Origin of the sequence: Curtobacterium sp. MR_MD2014, from assembly GCF_000772085.1 — a bacterium.
Classification (GTDB): domain Bacteria; phylum Actinomycetota; class Actinomycetes; order Actinomycetales; family Microbacteriaceae; genus Curtobacterium.
The window spans coordinates 2,321,027-2,342,738 of record NZ_CP009755.1 but is presented as its reverse complement, the minus strand read 5'-3'; the positions used below and the strand labels follow the sequence as shown (position 1 = coordinate 2,342,738).

Genomic DNA, 21,712 nt, shown 5'->3' with positions numbered 1-21,712 from the left:
GCGGTAGCATCGAGCGGGTCGCCGGATCGTGCTCGTTTCGGGGTACACGACCGGCCCCCGGACGGTCGCGTCACACGGCGACCGGACGACTCTCGGAAGGACCATCGACCCGTGCTCGGCATCCCCACGCACCTCGCTCCGCGAGTGAACGCGTGGTCGACCGTGCGCGCCTTCCACGCAGCGGCGATCGGATCGGTCGTCGCCGCCGCCGTGACCCTGCTGCTGTACCGACTGGCCGAGCCCGACGTGCGGGTCGCCGGGGCCGTGCTCGCGCTCCTCCCCATGCTCGCGATGATCGGCGTGCACGTGCAGTTCGGCACCTGGCGCTCGGCCGTGGCCTTCCTCGTCACCGGCGGGGTCTGCACGTGGTGGTTCACCACGATCGTGCAGCGCGAGGTGCCCGCCGGCTGGGTGACGAGCTACCTGGTGTCGCTCGCGGTGATCCCGCTCGTGCTCGTGGGCGGGGCCGGTGCGGTCGCGAGTCGCGTCGTCGTCTGGTCGTTCGGCGGGTTCCTGGTCGGTCGGCTCGCGACCGGGATCGCGGTGCTGCAGGCGGACGGGCCGCCCCGACCGCTCCTCCTCGCCTGGGTCACCCTGGGCTTCGTGGTCGCCCTCGTGCTCTTCACCAGCCGGAACACCGCGCGGTCCGAGCGCGTCCAGCCCGAGCTGCTCCGGTCCGCTCGCGAGGAGCACGTGTCCGCCTACCGGGCCGGGGTCGAGGCCGAGGCCGCGGCGATCCTGCACGACACGGTGCTCAACCACCTCGGTGCCATCGCGCTCGCTCCCGACGGCCCCATGGATCCGCAGCTCGCGCGCACGGTCGAAGCCGACGTCGCGATGCTGACCGGGAAGCAGTGGCTCGCGTCGTCCGACCCGACGTCCGAGCCGGACCCGGCCCTCGCCGGTGCCGCGTTCGACGCGATGGTGGACGAGCACCGGGCGGAGGGGCTCGCGGTCGCGGTCACCGGTGATCCGGCTGCCCTGGCGCGGCTCGACCCGTCGGCGGCGACGGCACTGCTCCGGGCCGTCGGGCAGTGCCTGGCGAACGTCCGCAAGCACGCGGGGACGGACGAGGCCGAGGTCAGCGTCTTCGACGACGGCTCGTCGTGCACGGTGATGGTGGTCGACGACGGCCGCGGGTTCGACGAGCAGGAGACCGGCAGCGACCGGATGGGGCTGCGCGGCTCGGTCCGGGAACGCATCGGCCGGGTCGGCGGTGACGTCCAGGTGTGGTCGTCGCCGGGATCCGGGACGAGCGTCATGATGACCGTGCCCTACACGAGCGAGGACGCGGCCCGCGTCGACGGAGCACACACCGGCGGCGCGCACACCGGCGGAGCGCACACCGGCGGCGCGCACACCGGTGGCGCACGGACCGGCGGCGCGGCGTCGTACGCCGTCACGGGTGAGTCCGACCGCGGAGCCGCCCGGTGAGTCGCGTCGACGCGGTGCGGGCCGCCGTCCGGGGCGCTCGGACCGCACAGCAGTGGGACCCGCTCGGCGCGATGGGTTCCCGCCCCCTCGCCGTCCTGCTCGGTGCGGCCGGCGTGCTGTGGGCGCTGCTCGTGTCGGTGTTCGACCGCGACGTGGTCGGCAGCCCGACGCTCAGCGCCCTCACGGTGCTGCTCCTGGGCGCGTCGGGCGCGGTCGTGATCGCGTCGTCGTCGCCCTTCCGGGCGCCGTTCCCGCGCTGGGCGTACGTGCTCCACGTCGTGCTGCTCGGCGCAGCGTCGGCCGCGAGCGTCGCGGCGCAGTGGGGGCCGGACCGCAACGCGCTCAACGACTTCATGTGCCTGCTCACCGCCACCGGGATCGTGACGGTCGCGCCCTACCGGCCGTGGCGGGACCTGGCGGTCGGCGGGCTCGTCCTGGCGGCGGTCGACGCAGCTGCCTGGGGTGCCGCCGCCGCGGTGTTCCCGCACCAGGTGCCGGTGACCGTCGCCGCCTTCCTCGCCGCCGCGCCGACGCTGGTCCTCACCGCGGCGTCCGTCGTGTTCGCGTGGACCTTCGGCGGCCTGGCGGAGCGCGTGCAGATCCGTGCGGGCTCGTACTCGGTGGCGCGCGCCGAGCGGGACGGCATCGCCGCGCGCGTGCAGCAGGACCGCTCCGTCATCCTCGGGCGCGACGTCGCCCCGTTCTTCGCCGAACTCCGGACGCGTGAGGTGATCACCGACGCCGACCGCGCACGCGCCCGTTCCATCGCGGACGGCATCCGGCAGGCCATGGTCGCGGACGCCGACCGGACGTGGCTCGAGTACGCGGTCGCCGTCGAGGGCGGGTCCGCCGAGTCGGTGGACGACCCGGACGGCCTCATCGCGACGCTCGACACCGACCAGCGGACCGTCGTCCGGACGTTCCTCCGTGCGGCGCTCGGCGCAGCGACGGTGGACCCCGCGCGGTTCCGTGCCACGGTCCGCCGTTCGCGCGAGCCCGGTGCGCCACCCGACCGCGTCGAGGTCCGCACGGAGCTCGCGGTCGACGACTCGGACGTCGGCATCCACCGCACGTTCGACCCCTACTTCGCGGTGCTCCGCGTGACCTTCCCCGACCTCGACGTCGCCGTCCGACCATCGTCCCTCGCACTAAGGTTCTCCTATGACCAGCACTGACCCGAACCGGACCACGGAGGGCGTGCCACCGCTCCCGCAGCCCGGAACCCGACGCGTGCGGCTGGCGATCCTCGACGACCACGAGGTGCTGCTCGACAGCCTGTCGAGCTGGATCGCCGTGAACGCCTTCGACTTCGACCTCGCCCTCACCGCCCACACGTGGCTCGAGATGGTGCACAGCGAGAACTTCCCGACGGACCTCGTCTTCCTCGACTTCCAGCTCAAGGAGCCGGTGTCGATCGAGGCCCGCGTGCGCACCTGCCGTGCTGCCGGGGCGAAGGTCATCGTGCTCTCGAGCGTCGACAGCCGCGAGTCCCGCGACCGTGCCCTGGCTGCCGGTGCGGCCGCGTTCCTGTCGAAGTCGCTGCCGATGCGCGAGGTCATGGACGTCGCGCGCGAGGTCATGGGTGTCTCGCGGGAGACCCCGGCGCAGCGCGACTGGCGCCCGCTGCCGACCGGCGCGAGCGCGCACCAGCGCCCGAAGCTCAGTGCGGGCGAGGAAGAGGCACTGCGCCTGTACGTGTCCGGCTACTCGACGAACGAGGTCGCCGCGCAGATGAACGTGCAGTACGAGACCGCCAAGACCTACCTCCGCCGCGTCCGCGAGAAGTACAGCAAGGTCGGCCGTCCCGCGTCGAAGAAGTCGGACCTCATCCGTCGTGCCGCCGAGGACGGGTTCCTCGCGTAGTGGCGAAGCTCTACTTCCGGTACGGCGCGATGAACAGCGGCAAGAGCACCGGGCTGCTGCAGGCCGCGTACAACTACGAGGAACGCGGGCAACGCGTGCTGCTGGCGAAGCCGTCGGTGGACACCAAGGGCGACCGTGAGATCGTCTCCCGACTCGGCGTCACACGCTCCGTGGACGTCGTCTTCGCGCCCCACGACGACGTCCGGCACGCGGTCGCCGACGCCGGTGCCACCGACCCCGAGTCGGATCGGCTCGACGGCATGGTGCGTCCGGTGAGCTGCGTGCTCGTCGACGAGGCGCAGTTCCTCACCCCGCGCCAGGTCGACGACCTGCTCCGCGTCGCCGTGCTCGACGAGGTCCCCGTGCTCGCCTACGGCATCCGCACGGACTTCCGCACCGAGGCGTTCCCCGGCAGCGCGCGACTGCTCGAGGTCGCGCACTCGCTCGAGGAGCTCAAGACCATCTGCCGGTGCGGCCGCAAGGCCGTGTTCAACGCGCGCAAGGTCGACGGCCGCTTCGTCTTCGACGGGTCCCAGGTCGCGATCGACGGGGTCGACGTCACCTACGAGTCGCTCTGCGCGAACTGCTACCTCAGCGAGTCGGGTGGCCGGCTCGACGGCGAGCTCGCCCACTGATCCGACCCACGTCCGCCAGGTGGGCCACCGCCGGACGGGAGGCACGCTGCGGCGCCGCCGCGCGCCTCCAGGCCGGCCCGTGGCGCGGAATGCGCGCACGCCGGCGACGGTTGTCGTCCCCATGAGCGACGCCACCGTGCACCTGTCCGTCCTCGACCTGGCCACCCGCGAGTACGGCCAGTCGAACACCGAGGCCCTGCAGGGGTCGATCGACATGGCCGTGCACGCCGAGCAGCTCGGCTACGAGCGTGTCTGGGTCGCCGAGCACCATGGCATGCCGGGCATCACCTCGTCCGCGCCCGCCGTGCTGCTCAGTGCCGTCGGCGCCGCGACGTCACGCATCCGGATCGGTTCCGGCGGGGTGATGCTCCCGAACCACGCACCGCTCGTGATCGCCGAGCAGTTCGGCACGTTGCGCGCACTGTACGGCGACCGCGTCGACCTCGGCATCGGGCGCGCCCCGGGGACCGACGGCGCGACGGCGATGGCGCTGCGCCGCACCGACCGGCTCGACGTCGACGACTTCCCCCAGCAGCTCGCCGACCTGATCGGGTTCTTCACCGGCATGGACGCGTCGAACCCGCTGTCGCGGATCCGCGCGGTCCCGGGCTACGGCGACGTGCCGGAGTTCTGGCTGCTCGGCTCCTCGGGCTACAGCGCCCAGGTCGCCGGCGCGCTCGGGGTGTCGTTCGCCTTCGCGCACCACTTCGCGTCGGACAACACGGAGGCGGCGCTCGCGCTGTACCGCGACTCGTTCCGCCCGTCGCGCTTCCGGCAGACCCCGAACGCCCTCATCGGTGTGCAGGTCGTCACCGACGAGGACCCTGCGATCGTCGAGGAGCAGAGCGCTCCGGGGATGATCTCGTTCATCCGCATGCGACAGGGTGCCAAGCCCGAGCCGGTGTCCATGGACGAGGCCCGCGCGTACGAGTTCTCGGACCTCGAGCGCCGGTTCATCGCCGCGCGGACGGAGCGGCAGGCCTACGGCGACCGCGAGCACGTCGCCACGAAGATCAACGAGCTCGTCGCGTCCACCGGTGCCGACGGGGTGATCGTCGCGCCCGGTGCTGCCCAGGCGCGCTACCGGCACCAGGCGCTCGACGTGGTGGCGTCCCTGCAGGCCGAGGGCCGCCTGGTGCCGGCGGGGGCGACGGTCTAGCGGACGGACACGCCCGCTGCGGCCGTCCGGCCGTGGGAGCCGTCAGGCCAGGAGCCCGAGGCGCGTCGCGGCGGTGATCGCGGCGACACGCGTCCCGACGTCGAGCTTCCGGTAGACGTTGTAGACGTGCCGCTTCACCGTGCCGACGGCGAGCCCGAGTTCGGTGGCGATCTCGGCGTTCGACCGCGCATCTGCGACGAGACGGAGCACCTCGAGCTCGCGGTCGCTGAGCGGTGACCCGGCGCGGGCGTCGGTGACCAGGTCGACCGGGAACGTCACGGGACCCGCACCCCTGCGGGTCGCTCGGACGATCCGGTCGACGAGCTCCCGGCTCGGGGTGTCCTTCGTCACGAAGTCCACGGCTCCGGCGTCGAGCAGCGCGCGGCGAAGGACGGCGTCACGGTGCATCGTCAGGACGACGACGCTGATGTGCGGGTGTCGGCGGCGGACGGTGGCGATGGTGGTCCGCGCCGGCGGCCCGTCGAGCTCGACGTCGAGCAGGAGCACGTCGATCGCGGCCGCCTCGGGGGAGTCGAGCACGTCGGACGGGCGCTCCCCGTGCGCGACGACCCGGATCGTCGGGACCGCCGCCAGGATCGTGGCGAGCCCCTCGCGGAAGAGCCGGTGGTCGTCGACGATCGCGACGTGGGTGACGGCGGTCACATGGCTCCCCTCGGGACGGTCAGCCGGACGACGGTGCCCGAGCCCGGGGCGCTCTCGACGTCCAGTCGGGCGCCGAGCACACCGGCCCGCTCACGCATGGTGCGCTGCCCGAGGCGGCCCTCGGCGACGGCGTCGGGAGCGAACCCGGGGCCGTCGTCCCGCACCGTCACGACCACCGTCCCCGGCGACCACGCGAACTCGACGGACGCCGCGGAACCGGGCGCGTGCTTCCGCCGGTTGGTCAGCGCTTCGAGGAGGATCGTCAGCGCCTCCTCGGCCTTCCAGTTCGGCAGGGTGCCGGCGACGCCCGTCGTCGTGATCACCAGGCGGTCGTCCCCCGGGAACAGGTCGTCCACGTGCCGCCGCAGGGCGTCGTCCAGCCGGTCCTGGCCGACCCTGGCGTGCAGGGAGAGCGCGAGGTCCTGCACGTCGGTCAGTGCTCCTCGGAGCAGCCGCGCCGCGGACTCGAGCTGCGCGGTCCGCTCTGCCTCCGCGGGGTCGGTGAGCAGCACCAGGTCGAGGCGCTGCAGTCCCGCGAGCACCCCGTGTGCGACACGGTCGTGCAGGTCGCGGGCGATCTGCTCCCGCGAGTCGAGGTTCGTCGAGGTCACCCGTTGCCGGAGTGCCTCCGTGTACGCGATCGCCCCTGCGGGGAACCGACTCCAGACGCCCGCGTGCAGTGCCCGGGTGGCGCGGAGGACCTCGTCCGTGGTGCGCGCTCCGACCTCGTCGACGAAGACCGGCAGGTAGGCGTCGAACAGCATCTCGGCCGCCAGCATGGCCCCGGCGGGGTGCTGCGCACGTTCGGCGTGCAGGACGCCGGTCGCGAGGTGCTCGGGGTCGAGGTACCGGTCGCTCACGACGCTCGCGGTCCCGTCGCCGGTCGCGTAACGCTCGTGGGCTTCGCTGATCATGGACGTCACGTTGTCCAGGAGGCTCTGCGCGAGGACCGGGTCGTCGGCGAGCTCGGGGAAGTGCGCGCCGATCTCCGCGAGGACGGTGGGGAGCGGGGCGGGGATCGTCATGACGGTTGCGAGCGTAGCGGCCTCCGTCTCGTCGACGTGCTCGACGACCGGGCGTTGTGTCGCCGGACACAGACGCAGAGGAGCGTGCCGGGAAAGCAGCAGGGCCCCGATCCGAGTGGATCAGGGCCCTGCTGTTCTACTGTCTCAACACAGTGTCGGGGTGACAGGATTTGAACCTGCGACCTCCTCGTCCCGAACGAGGCGCGCTACCAAGCTGCGCCACACCCCGCGGTGTGGTTGCTCCGAATCGGAGCGACCAGGAAAGTCTACCGGACGTTCGAGGGTGCTCACGACCATTCGCGGTACACCCGGGCGCGTCGCGGCGGCTCGGGTCAGGAGGTCTTCGCGGTGAGTGTCACGACCACGGCCTCGGGGCGGCAGGAGAACCGCACCGGAGCGTAGATCGACGTGCCGATGCCCGCCGAGACCTCGAGCCACGACCAGTGTCCACGGTGCTGCCAACGGTGCAGACCGCTGACGTACTGCCGGGGCAGGTCGGAGTTCGTGACGAGTGCGCCGACCCCGGGCACCTGCACCTGACCACCGTGCGTGTGCCCGGCGAAGACGATGTCCGCACCCTGGTCGACGAAGGCGTCGAGGACGCGCCGGTACGGGGCGTGGGTGATGCCGATCGCGACGGGGGAGGGGCCGTCCTCGTCCTCGGTCCACGGCACGGCGCTGCGCATCTCGTCGACGTTGGTCGGCAGCAGGTCGAGACGGTCCCAGTCGCGGTGGGCGTCCGAGGTGCCGAACAGTTCGAAGCGCGATCCGCGGAGCTCGATCGCGTGGGCCTGGTCGTTGACGTCGAGCCACCCGAGCGACTCGAAGAACGCGGTCTGCCGGTCGATGTCGAGCTCGACCGGACGGCGGCCGGTGGGGTGGCTGCTCGGGCCGGTGAAGTACTTGAACGGGTTCCGCGGGGAGGGGCCGTAGAAGTCGTTCGAACCGTGCGCGAAGGCGCCCGGGACGCCGCGGAACGGCTCGAGTGCGTACTCGACCGCGGTGTTGGCCGTGGGGTGCCCGAGGTTGTCGCCCGTGTTCACGACGAAGTCGGGCTCGACCAGGCTCAGGTCGCGGAGCCACTGCTGCTTGTCGGCCTGCCAGGGCGCCATGTGGATGTCGGAGAGGTGCAGGACGGTGACGTCCCGGGACCCCGGCGGCAGCACCGGGACGGTCTCCCAGCGGATGCCGAAGCGGCGACGTTCGACGAGGGAACCCCACGCCGCCGTCGCCGCTCCGACGGTCGCGCCCGCTGCGATCACTCCCAGCGCGGCGCGACCACGGTTCACCGGCATTCCTTCGGGGCCTTGCCGTTCTTGTTGCCGAACAGCTGCAGCGTGATGGTCGCGTCCTTGCCGACCGCGGTGCCCTCACCGGGGTCGACCGCGGCGACGCTGCACTTGTTGTCGCCGTCGCCCTTCGCGTAGCCGTCCGAGAGCGCGATCTTCGTGAAGCCGGCATCCTGCAGGGCGCCGCGCGCATCGCTGACGCTCTTCCCGGTGACCTGGGGGACCGTCGTCTGACTGCCGTCGGTCGTGTACACGGTCACGCTGGACCCCGTCGACAGGAGCGATCCCGGGCCCGGGGAGGTCGACGAGACCGTCCCCGGGGTGCCGCCGCCGGGCTGGGCTCCGCCGTCGACGTACGTGAAGCCGGCACCGGCGAGCGTCGCACGGGCCGCGTCCGCGGTCTTCCCACGGACGTCCGGAACGTTGACGCTGTTGCCGCGCAGCGCGGTCTGCGACGGCGTCGGGAACGGGTCGGCCGGGTGCAGCTGGTTGATCGGGATCATCGCCTGCTGCCACACGTGCGCACGCTGCGACGCGTAGGAGCCGTACCCCGCGGTGTTGTAGTAGTGGCGCAGGTTGTTCTTCGCCCCGTCGGTGTTGCCCTGCCAGTAGGCGGTCGCGACCTTCGAGCTCGCACCCACGAGCCAGATCTGGTCGGCGTCGTCCGTCGTGCCGGTCTTGGCGAACAGCTGCGTGCCGTCCGGGGTCTGGGCGCCCTGCGCGGTGCCGTACTGGATCGTGCCGCGCATCGCGAACGCAGCGGTGGCTGCGACGCTCGGGTCGAGCACCTGCTTGCACTGCTTCGGCTGGCCGCCGAGCTCCTTGCCGGAGGCGTCGGTGACCTGGTCGATCGCGATCGGGGCGCAGTAGGTCCCGCCGTTGGCGATGGTCGCGTACGCCGACGCCATGGTCAGCGGCGCGATGTTGTTGGTCCCGAGGATCGACGACGGGTAGGCGTTCAGCTCCGTCTTCTCGTCGGCGGAGTGCACGCCGAGGTCGACTGCGGTCTGCCGGATGTCGCACAGGTCGAGCTTCGCGGCCATCGACGCGAACGCGGCGTTCACGGAGAGGGCTGTGGCACGGGCGACTGTGAACTGGCCGTTCTCACCCGCGGAGTCGTTCTTCGGAGCCCACGGCGAGGTGATCGTGGAGCCGCACTGGGTCCACTGGGACGTGTTGTGCGGGGTGCCGTTCACGCTCTCGTTCAGGCCGTGCCCGGCCTTGAGCCAGTCGAGCAGCGTGAAGACCTTGTAGGTCGAGCCGACCTGGAAGCCGATCGAGCCGCCGTACTCCTTGTCGACGCTGTAGTTGATGGACGTCGCCGTCGGCGGGGACTGCAGGGACTGGTCGTAGTCCTTGTTCTGGGCCATCGTCAGGATGCGCCCCGTCGACGCCTCGACCGAGTTGAGCGCGCCGCCGAGCTGCAGCCGCGACTCGGTGTTCGGGTCGTAGGTGTTCAGCAGGTCCTTCTGCTGCCCGTTCAGGTTGATGTCCAGCGTCGTCTGGATCTTGTAGCCGCCGTTGCGCCACGCCTGGTCGCGCTCCTTCTGGGTCCCGCCCAGCTGTGACATCTGCTTGACGACCTTGACCGCGTAGTCGCAGAAGAACTGCGCGCCGTTGCCGGCCGCCGACTGGCAGCCCTGGTTCGGCTCGGTCAGGTGCACGTAGTCCTTGGGCTCCGACGCGATCGCCTTGTCGAACTCGTCCTTGGTCAGGTGCTTCTGCGCGTACATCGACTTGAGGATGACGTCGCGGCGAGCCTTGTTCGCCTCGTAGTTCTTCTCGTTCGCCAGGTTGCGCGTGTTCGGGGACTGCACGATCGCGAGGATCGAGGCCGCCTCGGCCGGCGTGAGGTCGGTCGCCGACTTGTTGAAGTAGTGCTGTGCGGCGGCCTGCACGCCGTACGTCTGGTCGCCGAAGTAGGCGATGTTGAGGTACCCGGTCAGGATCTCCTTGTGCGAGTACTTCTTCGCCAGGCCGATGGCGAGCTTCATCTCCTCGAGCTTGCGGGGGATGGTCTGCTCGACGGCGTCGTTGTACGCCTTCTGGCGCTCTTCCTCGGACGGGAGCTCGAGGGCCTGCTGCATCTTGATGTTGCGGACGAGCTGCATCGTCAGGGTCGAGCCACCGCCGGACTCGCCGAGGCCGCCGGCGATGCTGCCGACGCCGGCGCGGACGAGCGAGGTCATGTCGACGCCACCGTGGTCCCAGAAGCGCTTGTCCTCGCCGTCGATCGCGGCGTTCTTCAGCTGGTCGCTGATCTGGTCGTACTTGAGCTCCTCGCGGTTCTGGTCGTAGACCGTCGCGAGCTTGACCGGTTGCCCGTTCGCGTAGGCGTAGATCTCGTTGCGCTGCGGGAGGTCACCGATCTCGATGTACTCCGGCAGGGACTCGAACACGCCGATGGTCGAGGTCGTCGTGACGCCGGCGACGGCGATCGCCGGGGTGACCCCGATCGTGACCAGCAGACCAGCGAGCGCACTGAAACCGACGAAACCGACGAAGGCGCCGATCGCGGAGACGGGCTTGGTCCGCGAGGCAGACTTCTGGGCAGACATAGGATGCAGCCTAAACGACGCCCACGACTGAAAGGCTGGCAAGGAACCGCATGACTCAGTGGGAGTACTTCACCGCTCCGTTGTTCATCCACAACACGGCCGCGATCCTGAACAACTTCGGTTCCGAGGGGTGGGAGCTGGTCCAGGTCGTCAGCGGCCCCGAGGGCGGGCTCGTCGCCTACCTGAAGCGCCCGAAGGCCGACGCGTGAGCACCGCCGACCGCCTCGCGGAGCTCGGCCTGACGATCCCGGAGGTGGCTGCGCCCGTCGCCGCCTACGTGCCGGCCGTCCTCACCGGGCAGTACGTGTACACGGCCGGGCAGCTGCCCTTCGTCGACGGGGCGCTGTCGGTCACGGGCAAGGTCGGTGCCGCGGTCGACGCGGACACCGCCACCGCCCAGGCGCGCGTGGCCGCGCTCAACGCCCTCGCCGCGGTGCAGTCGGTCGCGGGGTCGCTGGACCGGGTCGCCCGGGTCGTCAAGGTGACGGTGTTCGTCGCGTCGGACCCGTCCTTCACCGGGCAGCCCGCGGTCGCCAACGGCGCGTCGACGCTCGTCGGCGAGGTGTTCGGGGACGCCGGCGTCCACGCGCGCAGCGCGGTGGGCGTGGCCGTGCTCCCGCTGGACGCACCGGTCGAGGTCGAGCTGGTGGTGGAGCTCACCGACTGACCGACCGTCGGCGACGCAGCCGACGCGAGCCGCGCCTCCAGACCGGTCGGGAGGCGCGGCTCGCGTCGTTCCGGCTACATGAGCTCTGCGATGGTCGCCATGATCGTCGGGTCGGCGAGCGTCGTCGTGTCGCCGATGCGACGGCCCTCGGCCGCGTCGCGCAGCAGGCGACGCATGATCTTGCCCGAGCGGGTCTTCGGCAGCTCCGGGACCACGACGACCTGCCGGGGCTTCGCGATCGCACCGATGCGCTTGCCGACCCAGTCGCGGAGCTCCTTTGCGACCGCGTCGCGGTCGGCGCCCTCGGACGCCTCGGCGGTCAGGATGACGAACGCGACGACGGCCTGGCCGGTCGTCTCGTCCGCGGCACCGACGACGGCGGCCTCGGCGACGCCCTCGTGCCCCACCAGCGCCGACTCGATCTCGGCGGTGGAGAGCCGGTGGCCGGAGACGTTCATGACGTCGTCGACGCGACCCTGCACCCAGATGTCGCCCTGCCCGTCCAGCCGCGCGCCGTCCCCGGCGAAGTAGCGGCCGGGGAAGCGGCTCCAGTAGGTCTCGACGAAGCGGTCGGGATCGTTCCAGATGCCACGGGCCATCGACGGCCACGGCTCCGTGATCGTCAGGTAGCCGCTCTCGCCGGGGTCGGCGCGGTGGCCCTCCTCGTCGACGATCTCGGCGACGATGCCCGGCAGCGGGGTCTGTGCGGCTCCGGGCTTCAGCTTCGTCACGCCGGGCAGTGCCGAGATCATGATCGCGCCGGTCTCGGTCTGCCACCACGTGTCGACGATCGGCGTCCGGTCGTGGCCGATGACCTGCCGGTACCACTGCCACGCCTCGGGGTTGATCGGCTCCCCGACGCTGCCGAGCAGGCGGAGGGACTCGAGGCTCCGCGCCTCGGGGATCTGCCGGCCGGCCTTCATCGCGGCGCGGACGGCGGTCGGCGCGGTGTAGAGGACGGTGACGCCGTAGCTGTCGACGATGTCCCACCAGCGGCCGGGCTGCGGCTCGTCCGGGGTGCCCTCGTAGAGCACCTGCGTGACGCCGTTCGCGAGCGGGCCGTAGACGACGTAGGAGTGCCCGGTGATCCAGCCGATGTCGGCGGTGCACCAGTAGACGTCCTTCTCCGGGTGCATGTCGAAGACGTTCCGGTGCGTGTAGGCGGCCTGTGTCAGGTAGCCGCCGGAGGTGTGCACGATCCCCTTCGGCTTCCCGGTGGTGCCCGAGGTGTAGAGGACGAACAGGGGCGTCTCGGCGGGGAACGCCTCCGCCTCGTGCTCGGGGGCTGCCTTCGCGAGCTCGTCGTGCCACCACAGGTCGCGGTCGTTCCAGGCGATGTCGTTGCCGCCGCGCCTGACCACGAGCACGTGCTCGACGGAGTCGGTGCCCTCGCCGGCCAGTGCCTCGTCCACCGCGGGCTTCAGCGGGGAGACCGCGCCGCGCCGCCAGCCGCCGTCGGCGGTGACGACGAGCTTCGCGCCGGCGTCCTCGATGCGGGCGCGCAGGCTCTCGGCGCTGAAGCCGCCGAAGACGACCGAGTGGACGGCGCCGATCCGGGCGACGGCGAGCATCGTGACGACGGCCTCCGGGATCAGCGGCATGTAGACGACCACGCGGTCGCCCTGCGCGACGCCGAGGTCGGTGAGCATGTTCGCGGCGCGTTGCACCTCGGCAGTGAGTTCCGCGTAGGTGATCCGACGCGTGTCGCCCGGCGCACCCTCGAAGTGGATCGCGACCCGGTCGCCGTTGCCCGCGCGGACGTGCCGGTCGAGACAGTTCTCGGCCACGTTGAGGGTGCCGTCGTCGAACCACTTCGCGAACGGCGCGCCCGACCAGTCGAGTGTCCGGGTGAACGGTGTGCGCCAGTCGAGCAGGGTCCGGGCCTGGTCCGCCCAGAACGCCTCGCGGTCGGCGGCGGCCGCCTCGTGCAGGTCCTCCCGTGCGACGGCGTCCGCGACGAAGTCCGCCGGGGGAGCGAAGGTCGGGCCGTCCTCGTGGCGTTCGTCGGCCTGGGTCGGTGTGGACATCGGTGTCCTCTCGCATCGTTGCGGCTGGGGTGCAGTCGGAGACTACCCCCGGTGCGGGACCGTGCTGCGGGGCCCCGCGGACATTCCGGCCGAGGGGTTGCCGAGCACGGGTCGTCTTGGGGTACAGTGGTTCCTGCCGGACTCGTTTCCGGTGGCACCGGGCCGGATTCCCCCCAATCCACCGATGTCAAGGCGGCACCGGTTCCCCCCAACAGGTGCCGCCTCTTCTTTTTCCCCGACGCCTGTCGCGCAGTGTGCTCGCGTGGCACGGCTCGATCGGCGTCCTGATGCCGAAGAGTGGACAGACTTGTCCACGTCCTCGTTGCAGGGCCGCTCGCGACGGCGTCCGCTCGGAGGGTGCCCGGGCGACCGGCCGCCCGGCCCGGTGCCGTCGGTTCCGTGCGGTCGCGTGCGGACACCGAACGGGGTACGGCTTTGCGTAACGGGGTACAACACGGCACTCCGAGGGTGTCGAGCGGGTGGCGTCCACACGACATACCGATTCCTGCCGCGGCCGCCACAGACCGACCTAGCGTCGACCGCATGCACCGCCACCGAGCCGACGCCCCCGGGGCCGATCACGACGCCGCCGGTCCCGGCGCCCCTGCTGAGCCGGGCGGCGTGCCGTTCCTGCCGGGCGCCGCGCGTGCTCGGCGGCGCAGGGCCCTCGATCCGTCGGTGTTCGAGGAGCTCGCGGCCCTGGTCGCGGACGCGGAGACGACCGACGTGCTCGTCGTCGGCGGGCAGGGCACCTGGATCGACCGGGGTCGCGGCCTCGAACGCGTCCGCCCCGAGCTCCCGGAGCGGCGTGCGCGAGCGCTCGCCGCCGAGCTCGTCGCCCTCGGCGGCCGCCACGTCGACGAGACCACGCCGTGCGCCGACGTGCGGCACGGCGACGGGGTGCGCGTGCACGTCGTCCTCGCGCCGGTGTCCGTCGGCGGCACCGCGCTGTCCGTCCGGCTGCCGCGACCGGAGCGCCCGACGCTCGCCGGCCTGGAACGCCTCGGTGCCTTCCGGGTCGTGCCCCGGGCCGTGCTCGAGGACGCGGTCGCCCGGAGGCGCAACGTCCTGGTCACGGGCGCCACCGGCAGCGGGAAGACGACCGTGCTCGCGGCGATGCTCGGCGCGGTGCCGCACGACGAGCGGATCGTCACGGTCGAGGACACCGCGGAGCTCCGGGTCGAGCACCCGCACGTCGTCACGCTCGAGGCGAGACAGGCGACCGCCGAGGGCACCGGTGCGCTCGGGCTCGACCGGCTCGTGCGCGAGGCACTCCGGATGCGCCCGGACCGGTTGGTGGTGGGGGAGTGCCGGGGTGCCGAGGTCCGTGAGCTCCTCGGGGCCCTGAACACCGGGCACGACGGCGGGGCCGGCACCCTGCACGCGAACGGTCTCGCCGACGTCGGAGCGCGGCTCGAGGCCCTCGGGGCACTGGCCGGTCTCGTCCCGCAGGCGCTCGCGCGACAGGTCGTCAGCGCGGTCGACCTCGTCGTGCACGTCGAGCGGCGGTCGTCGTGGCGGGGGATCACGGCGGTCGGGACGTGCGGGATCGACCGCGACGGGCGGCTCGAGGTCCGCCCGGTCGGACGCGCCGGCCCGTGAGTCGCCGCCGCGGTCGGGTCGGTCCGGACGCTGCCGGAGCCGCGCGCGTGCTGGACCGGGTCGCGGTGCTCGTCGGTGCGGGGGTGCCACCACCTCGGGCCTGGGCCCTCGTGGGTGGCGTGCCCGAGGCCGACGCTCCCGCCTGGCAGGACGTCCGCCTCGTCCTGCAGGTGGCGGAACGGACCGGGGCGCCCTCTGCCGGTGCCCTGCGCGCCCTGGCCGCGGCGATGCGCCGGACGGCCGCGTCCGACCGTGCCGTCCGGGTCGCCCTCTCCGGACCGCGCACGAGTGCTCGGGTCGTGCTGGCGCTGCCGCTCCTCGGGCTCGGACTCGGTTCGGTGTGGGGTGCGGACGCGTTCGTCGTGCTCCTCACCCGGCCGGTCGGCTGGATCTGCTGCGCAGCGGCGGCCGGACTCGTGCTCGTCGGGCAGCGCTGGACCCGACGGCTGGTCGACGCCGTGACGCCGGACGGGCACGTGCCGGGCATCCTGCTCGACGCGTGGGCGGTGGCGCTGACCGGCGGCGGGTCGTGGCAGTCGGCGGAAGCAGCCGTGCGCGGAGCCCTCGGAGCAACCACCGGTGACGGGGTCGCGGCGGCGCGGCTGCACGAGGTGCTTGTCCTGAGTCGTCGCGCCGGGGTGCCCGCCGCGGAGCTGCTGCGCGCCGCTGCCGAGGACGCCCGGGACGACGCCGCTGCGGCGGGCCTCGCTGCGGCGGAGCGACTGGCCGTCCGGCTCGTGCTGCCGCTCGGCGTGTGCGTCCTGCCGGCGTTCGTCCTGGTGGGCGTCGTGCCGGTCGTGGTCGGGGTCCTCTCCTCCACCGTCGGTGGTCTCCGCTGAACCGTCCACAGACCGACCCGCCGAGCGTCAGACGGTGCCCCCGGTGGGCGAACGTGGGACCACCACAGAGAGAGGGGAACACCATGACCGACTCGACACCTCCGCAGCCGACACGGGTCCCGGCGCCGGTGCCGTCACCGGGAGACACGGCGGGCGTCGCCCGAGGGTGGGCCGCGAGCGTGCACGTCCCCGCTCGTCCCGGTGCCGGACGTCGTCGGTGCCGCCCCGGGGACGACCGCGGGTCGGCCACCGCCGAGTACGCCGTCGTCATCCTTGCCGCGGTGGCGTTCGCCGGTGTGCTCGTCGCCGTGATGCGCTCGGGCGAGGTACAGCAGATCCTGACCGACCTCGTCCGCGGGGCACTGGTCCCGTGACCGGGCTCCGTCCGTCCGCGTCCGACCGCGGCAGTGTGACCGTGGAGTTCGCCGTCGGGCTCCCGGTCGTCGCCCTCGTCCTGGTCTCCCTGGTCGCCGGCGTGGTCCTGGTCGACCGTGCCGGGCGGCTCGGGTCGGTCGCCGGCACGGCGGCACGGGCGCTCGGGCGCGACGACGAGCGGACGGCCGCCGCGGCACTCGCCACCGTGCCCGGTTCCACCTCACGGGTCCGCCACGAGGACGGTCTGGTGTGCGTGGACGTGCAGGGGACCCCGGCCGGTCCCTTCGCGGTCCTGCCGCTCCGCGCGACCGGCTGCGCGGCAGGAGGGGGCGGATGACGCGGCCGTCGGGACCCGACCGGCGCGTGCGGCCGACCGGGACCGTCGCGGTCCGCAGGGCACCGGACCGCGGTTCGGTGACCGTCGCCCTCGTCGCCGTGCTGGCGCTCGCGCTGCTCGTCGGCTCCGCGGCGCTCGCCGGTGCTCGGACGCGCGTGCTGCTCGAACGGACGCGCACCGCCGCCGACGCCGCAGTGCTCGCCGCCGCTGCGGTGCTCGTGCACCGTCTTCCCGGCGCCCCCTGCGCCGTCGCCGGACGCGTGGCACGCGCCAACGGTGCCGCACTCGACGCCTGCGCCACCGCGGGCTCCGCCGCCCGGGTCCGGACGGTGGCGGGCTCCGGACCGTTCGCCGTGAGCGCAGTGGCCGTCGCCGGGCCGCCACGCGGGCTGCCCGACCAGTGTGTGTATGGTGTGCACGTCGGCCCCCGGTCACCGTTGTCCCGGTCGACCCGGACACCGTTGCGGTCCTGGGCCGGCGCGCACCATCGATCAAGGAGTCACGTGCCAGGCACGAAGAAGCTCGTGATCGTCGAGAGCCCTGCGAAGGCGAAGACGATCGCGCAATACCTCGGCGACGGATACGAGGTCCAGGCGTCCGTCGGACACATCCGCGACCTCGTCGAGCCCAAGAACCTGCCGGCTGAGCTCAAGAAGGGCTCCCTCGGGAAGTTCTCGGTCGACGTCGACAACGGCTTCGAGCCCTACTACGTCGTCTCCGACGCGAAGAAGAAGACCGTCACCGAGTTGAAGCGCGCCCTGAAGGACGCCGACGAGCTCTTCCTCGCAACAGATGAGGACCGCGAGGGCGAGGCGATCGCGTGGCACCTCCTGCAGGTGCTCAAGCCGAAGGTGCCGGTCAAGCGCATGGTGTTCCACGAGATCACCAAGGAGGCCATCCAGCGTGCGAAGGAGGCCACCCGTGAGCTCGACACCGCCCTGGTCGACGCGCAGGAGACCCGCCGCATCCTCGACCGTCTCTACGGGTACGAGGTCTCGCCGGTGCTGTGGCGCAAGGTCGGCCCCGGGCTGTCCGCCGGTCGTGTGCAGTCGGCGGCGACGCGACTCGTCGTCGACCGGGAGCGCGAGCGCCTGGCGTTCGTGTCGGCGAACTACTGGGACCTGACGGCTCGGTTCGAGAAGGTCGGCGACACCGCCTTCACGGCGCGCCTCGCCCGACTGCAGGGCACCCGTGTCGCCTCGGGTCGCGACTTCGACGACCGCGGCTCGCTCAAGGGCGAGGCCGTCCGCCTGGACGAGGCCTCGGCCGCGGCGCTCACCACCGTGCTCGAGCGGGCCGGCGACGCCGTCGTCCGCAGCGTCGAGTCGAAGCCGTACACCCGTCGGCCCGCCGCACCGTTCACGACGTCGACCCTGCAGCAGGAGGCGGCTCGCAAGCTCCGCTTCTCCGCTCGGCAGACGATGAGCGTCGCGCAGTCGCTGTACGAGAACGGCCACATCACCTACATGCGTACGGACTCCTCGTCGCTGTCGCAGCAGGCGATCACCGCCGCGCGCAAGCAGGCCTCGGCGCTGTACGGGCCGGAGACGATCCCCGACAAGCCACGCAGCTACGCCGGCAAGAGCAAGAACGCGCAGGAGGCCCACGAGGCCATCCGCCCCGCCGGCGACACGTTCCGCACCCCGTCCGAGATGAACGGCGTGCTGCGGGGCAACGACTGGAAGCTCTACGACCTCATCTGGAAGCGGACGGTCGCCTCGCAGATGGCCGACGCCAAGGGTTCGACCGCGTCGGTCGTCCTCGGCATCACGTCGACCGACAGCGTCGCAGGGGTCGCCTCGACGGCGAACGGGACGGACGCCGAGTTCACCGCGTCGGGCACCGTGATCACCTTCCGCGGCTTCCTCAACGCCTACGAGGAAGGCCGCGACGAGGAGCGCCACGGCGGGGGCGAGAACGGCGATGCCAAGCTCCCGCAGATGGCCGAGGGCGACCACCTCGGCGTCACCGAGGTCGAGGCCAAGGGCCACGACACGTCGGCTCCGCCGCGTTACACCGAGGCGAGCCTGGTGAAGACGCTCGAGGAACTCGGCATCGGTCGTCCGTCGACCTACGCCGCCATCATCTCGACGATCATGGACCGCGGGTACGTCACGCAGCGCGGGAGTGCCCTCGTCCCGAACTGGATCGCGTTCAGCGTGGTCCGGCTCCTCGAGGACCACTTCGGCGACCTCGTGCAGTACGACTTCACCGCCGGCATGGAAGAGGACCTCGACCGCATCGCGAGCGGCGACGCCGACCGCACCGACTGGCTCAAGGGCTTCTACTTCGGCGGCGACGACCACCGCGGGCTCCGGACCGTCATCGACAACCTGGGCGAGATCGACGCGCGCGACATCAACTCCGTCGAGCTCGCGCCGGGTCTGACCCTGCGGATCGGGCGGTACGGCCCCTACATCGAGGTGCCGAGCGACGACCCCGAGAAGCCCCGTCGCGTCAACGTGCCCGAGGACCTGGCGCCCGACGAGCTGACGACCGACAAGGCCCGCGAGCTCGTCGAGGCACCCGTCGTGGGCGACCGCGTGGTGGGCATCAACCCCGAGACGGGCAAGGAGGTCCTGGCGAAGGACGGTCGCTTCGGGCCGTACGTCACCGAGCGCACCCCCGAGCCCGAACCGACCGTCGACCCGTCGACGGGCGAGGTCACCGAGCCGGCCGCCGATGCAGCACCCGCAGCCGCGGACCAGGCGACCACCACCGCGAAGGGCGCGAAGGCCCCCGCGAAGAAGACGACGAAGAAGGCCGCGGCGCCGAAGGAACGCACCGCGTCGCTCTTCAAGTCGATGGACCCGCAGACCGTGGACCTCGAGACCGCGCTCAAGCTCCTCGACCTGCCCCGCGTCGTCGGCAAGGACCCGGAGTCCGGCGACGACATCACGGCGCAGAACGGTCGTTACGGCCCGTACATCAAGAAGGGCACGGACACCCGCACGCTGCCGAGCGAGGACGCGATCTTCGAGATCGACCTGCCCGGTGCGGTGGAGCTCTTCGCGCAGCCCAAGTACGGCGGCCGACGCGCTGCCACGGCCGCGCTCAAGGAGTTCGAGGCGGACCCCGTGTCCGGGAAGCCCATCAAGGTGAAGGACGGCCGCTTCGGTCCGTACGTCACCGACGGTGAGACGAACGCGACGATCCCGCGCGGCGAGGACGTCGAGACCGTCGACCACGCCCGTGCCGTGCAGCTGCTCGCGGACAAGCGTGCCAAGGGGCCGGTGAAGAAGAAGGCGCCGGCGCGGAAGACCGCGGCCAAGAAGAAGTGACCGGGCGCTTCATCACGCTCGAGGGCGGCGACGGCGCGGGCAAGACCACCCAGGCCGAGCTCCTCAGCAGATGGCTCGAGGAGCACGGTCGGACGGTCGTCCGCACGCGTGAACCCGGCGGCACGGAGCTCGGGCAGCGCATCCGCGAGATGGTGCTGCACGAGCGCGGGCACGTCTCGGCGCGCGCCGAGGCCCTCCTCTACGCCGCGGACCGGGCGCACCACGTCGAGACGGTCGTCCGCCCCGCGCTCGCCCGGGGGGAGGTCGTCCTGCAGGACCGGTACATCGACTCGTCGGTGGCGTACCAGGGCGTTGCACGGGGTCTGGGTGCCGAGCGCATCCGCTCGGTGTCCGACTGGGCGGCCGACGGCCTGCTCCCGGACCTGACGGTGCTGCTCGACCTCGACGTCACGGTCGGGCGGAGCCGGGTCGCGGCAGCTCGGGGCGACGTCTTCGACCGCCTGGAGTCCGAGGCGGCGTCGTTCCACGAGACCGTCCGACGGGCCTTCCTGGACGCTGCCGATGCGGAGCCGGAACGCTTCCTCGTCGTGGACGCCGGGCAGCCTGCCGACACGGTCCACCGCGCGGTCCGCGCCGCGGTCGGTGCCGTCGTCGGGATCGCGGACGAGGACGGTCCGGCGTGACGGTGGCTGCTGACAGGATGTCCTCGTGAGCGTGTGGGACGGCCTGACCGGACAGGACGACGCCGTCGCGGCCCTGCGCAGTGCGGCCGAGGCTCCCGACGGGACCGGTGGCATGACCCACTCGTGGTTGATCACCGGGCCGCCCGGGTCCGGCCGGTCGAACGTCGCCACCGCCTTCGCTGCCGCCCTGGTCGGTGCCGGAGCGGACGACGACCACGCCCTGCGGCAGATCACCGCGCGCACGCACCCCGACGTGTCGGTGCTCACCACACAACGCGTCATCATCACGATCGACGAGATCCGTCAGCTGGTGACGTCGTCGTACTACTCGCCCTCGGTCGGTCGGTACCGCGTGGTGATCATCGAGGACGCCGACCGCATGACGGAGCGCACCTCCAACCTGCTGCTCAAGGCACTCGAGGAGCCGCCGGAGCGGACGGTGTGGATCCTGTGCGCGCCGAGCGAGGCGGACCTGCTACCGACGATCCGGTCCCGCGTGCGCTCGGTGCGGCTCCGGGTGCCCGACGTCGCGTCCGTCGCGGAGCTCATCGTGGCCCGGACCGGGGTCGACCGGGCCCTCGCGACCGATGCCGCGCGGCAGGCGCAGAGCCACATCGGGATGGCGCAGCGACTGGCGACGAGCGAGGACGCCCGCGCACGCCGACGCCGGACACTCGAGACCGTGCTCGGGGTGCGCTCGGTCGGCGACGCCGTGATGGCCGCCGCCGAGCTCCTGGCGGTCGCCGACGAGGACGCCAAGGCGATCACGCAGCAGCGGGACGGCGAGGAGCGGGACGCAGCCCTGCGGTCACTCGGCGTGGAGCCGGGCGGCACGGTGCCACCGGCGCTGCGGTCGCAGCTGCGGGCGCTGGAGGAGGACCAGAAGCGCCGGGCGACCCGCAGCCTGCGCGACGGACTCGACCGGATCCTCGTCGACGTCTCGTCGCTGTACCGCGACCTGCTCCTGCTCGGCCTCGGTGCGCCGGCAGAGCCGGTGAACCTGTCGATGCGCGACCAGCTGGACCGGGCGCTCGAGGTGGTGCCGCCGTCCGCGGCGCTCGAGGTGCTCGACGCGGTGTCGCTCGCCCGCTCGCGGATCGCGGCGAACGTCGCGGCACTGCTCGCGCTCGAGGCGCTGCTCGTGACCGTGGCCCGCGCGACCCGCTGACCCGCGTGGCCCGCTGACCCGCGCGACCCGCTGGCCCGCGCCACCCTGACCCGTGCGGCCCGCGCCACCCTGACCCGCGCGGCCCGGACCGCCGTGACACCGGACCCCTGGCGACCAGGGTCGCGGGGCGGGCGTGCGCCGAGCCT

19 protein-coding genes and 1 tRNA gene are annotated in these 21,712 nt (G+C 72.3%); 14 read left to right on the top strand and 6 right to left on the bottom strand.

The annotated features are described in order from the left end of the window. Positions 1-111 precede the first annotated feature (111 nt). The 5 genes from NI26_RS10750 (at position 112) to NI26_RS10730 (ending at position 5,091) form a co-directional block, all read left to right on the top strand. On the top strand, positions 112-1,434 hold the full coding sequence (locus tag NI26_RS10750; protein ID WP_066655168.1) for a sensor histidine kinase: 1,323 nt from the start codon (positions 112-114) through the stop codon (positions 1,432-1,434). After that, on the top strand, positions 1,431-2,609 hold the full coding sequence (locus NI26_RS10745) for a hypothetical protein (protein WP_066655167.1): 1,179 nt from the start codon (positions 1,431-1,433) through the stop codon (positions 2,607-2,609). The genes NI26_RS10750 and NI26_RS10745 overlap by 4 nt, the downstream gene beginning before the upstream one ends. Further along, positions 2,596-3,297, top strand: a complete 702-nt coding sequence (locus NI26_RS10740) for a response regulator transcription factor (RefSeq protein WP_235426346.1) — start codon at positions 2,596-2,598, stop codon at positions 3,295-3,297. The genes NI26_RS10745 and NI26_RS10740 overlap by 14 nt, the downstream gene beginning before the upstream one ends. Beyond that, positions 3,297-3,932, top strand: coding sequence for a thymidine kinase (locus tag NI26_RS10735; protein ID WP_066655166.1), 636 nt, complete (start codon positions 3,297-3,299; stop codon positions 3,930-3,932). Before NI26_RS10740 ends, NI26_RS10735 begins: the two co-directional genes overlap by 1 nt. A 121-nt stretch (positions 3,933-4,053) precedes the next feature. Next, positions 4,054-5,091: an LLM class flavin-dependent oxidoreductase gene (locus NI26_RS10730; RefSeq protein ID WP_066655165.1), complete on the top strand. Its 1,038-nt coding sequence runs from the start codon at positions 4,054-4,056 to the stop codon at positions 5,089-5,091. A 42-nt stretch (positions 5,092-5,133) separates the two neighbouring features. Here the strand turns inward: NI26_RS10730 and NI26_RS10725 are convergent, their stop codons facing one another. The 5 genes from NI26_RS10725 to NI26_RS10705 all read right to left on the bottom strand — a co-directional run bounded on the left by NI26_RS10725 (position 5,134) and on the right by NI26_RS10705 (position 10,626). Then, a complete protein-coding gene (locus tag NI26_RS10725) occupies positions 5,134-5,754 on the bottom strand; it encodes a response regulator transcription factor (protein WP_066655161.1) in 621 nt (206 codons plus the stop codon). Continuing rightward, positions 5,751-6,779, bottom strand: a complete 1,029-nt coding sequence (locus NI26_RS10720; RefSeq protein WP_066655160.1) for a sensor histidine kinase — start codon at positions 6,777-6,779, stop codon at positions 5,751-5,753. The genes NI26_RS10725 and NI26_RS10720 overlap by 4 nt, the downstream gene beginning before the upstream one ends. A gap of 155 nt (positions 6,780-6,934) precedes the next feature. Further along, positions 6,935-7,008: transfer RNA gene (locus NI26_RS10715), tRNA-Pro, on the bottom strand. A 103-nt stretch (positions 7,009-7,111) separates the two neighbouring features. Next, complete coding sequence (locus NI26_RS10710; protein ID WP_066655158.1) at positions 7,112-8,074, bottom strand: metallophosphoesterase; 963 nt, start codon at positions 8,072-8,074, stop codon at positions 7,112-7,114. Continuing rightward, a complete protein-coding gene (locus NI26_RS10705; RefSeq protein ID WP_066655156.1) occupies positions 8,065-10,626 on the bottom strand; it encodes a transglycosylase domain-containing protein in 2,562 nt (853 codons plus the stop codon). Before NI26_RS10705 ends, NI26_RS10710 begins: the two co-directional genes overlap by 10 nt. A 50-nt stretch (positions 10,627-10,676) precedes the next feature. Between NI26_RS10705 and NI26_RS17075 the strand changes: the two genes are divergently transcribed. Then, positions 10,677-10,835: a hypothetical protein gene (locus NI26_RS17075; RefSeq protein WP_182046010.1), complete on the top strand. Its 159-nt coding sequence runs from the start codon at positions 10,677-10,679 to the stop codon at positions 10,833-10,835. Further along, on the top strand, positions 10,832-11,293 hold the full coding sequence (locus NI26_RS10700; RefSeq protein ID WP_066655154.1) for a RidA family protein: 462 nt from the start codon (positions 10,832-10,834) through the stop codon (positions 11,291-11,293). Before NI26_RS17075 ends, NI26_RS10700 begins: the two co-directional genes overlap by 4 nt. A 74-nt stretch (positions 11,294-11,367) precedes the next feature. On the opposite strand, the gene acs is transcribed toward NI26_RS10700, so the two are convergent. Next, positions 11,368-13,320 carry an acetate--CoA ligase gene (gene acs / locus NI26_RS10695; RefSeq protein WP_066655152.1) on the bottom strand — a complete coding sequence of 651 codons (1,953 nt, stop codon included), beginning with the start codon at positions 13,318-13,320 and terminating at the stop codon, positions 11,368-11,370. 543 nt (positions 13,321-13,863) lie between these two features. On the opposite strand from acs, the gene NI26_RS10690 reads away from it, so the two are divergent. The 7 genes from NI26_RS10690 to NI26_RS10660 all read left to right on the top strand — a co-directional run bounded on the left by NI26_RS10690 (position 13,864) and on the right by NI26_RS10660 (position 21,566). Next, positions 13,864-14,922: a CpaF family protein gene (locus NI26_RS10690; protein ID WP_081984954.1), complete on the top strand. Its 1,059-nt coding sequence runs from the start codon at positions 13,864-13,866 to the stop codon at positions 14,920-14,922. Next, entirely contained in the window at positions 14,919-15,761 is an 843-nt protein-coding gene (locus NI26_RS10685) for a hypothetical protein (protein WP_066655144.1), read from the top strand. The genes NI26_RS10690 and NI26_RS10685 overlap by 4 nt, the downstream gene beginning before the upstream one ends. Before the next feature lie 179 nt (positions 15,762-15,940). Beyond that, positions 15,941-16,135, top strand: coding sequence for a DUF4244 domain-containing protein (locus tag NI26_RS10680; RefSeq protein ID WP_066658434.1), 195 nt, complete (start codon positions 15,941-15,943; stop codon positions 16,133-16,135). After that, positions 16,132-16,473: a hypothetical protein gene (locus tag NI26_RS10675; RefSeq protein ID WP_066655141.1), complete on the top strand. Its 342-nt coding sequence runs from the start codon at positions 16,132-16,134 to the stop codon at positions 16,471-16,473. Before NI26_RS10680 ends, NI26_RS10675 begins: the two co-directional genes overlap by 4 nt. Before the next feature lie 503 nt (positions 16,474-16,976). After that, positions 16,977-19,754: a type I DNA topoisomerase gene (gene topA / locus NI26_RS10670; RefSeq protein ID WP_066658432.1), complete on the top strand. Its 2,778-nt coding sequence runs from the start codon at positions 16,977-16,979 to the stop codon at positions 19,752-19,754. Beyond that, positions 19,751-20,398: a dTMP kinase gene (tmk, locus tag NI26_RS10665; protein WP_066655139.1), complete on the top strand. Its 648-nt coding sequence runs from the start codon at positions 19,751-19,753 to the stop codon at positions 20,396-20,398. The genes topA and tmk overlap by 4 nt, the downstream gene beginning before the upstream one ends. A gap of 25 nt (positions 20,399-20,423) precedes the next feature. Further along, the gene (locus tag NI26_RS10660; RefSeq protein ID WP_066655138.1) at positions 20,424-21,566 is read left to right on the top strand and encodes a DNA polymerase III subunit delta'; all 1,143 of its coding nucleotides are present in this window, start codon (positions 20,424-20,426) and stop codon (positions 21,564-21,566) included. Positions 21,567-21,712 lie beyond the last annotated feature (146 nt).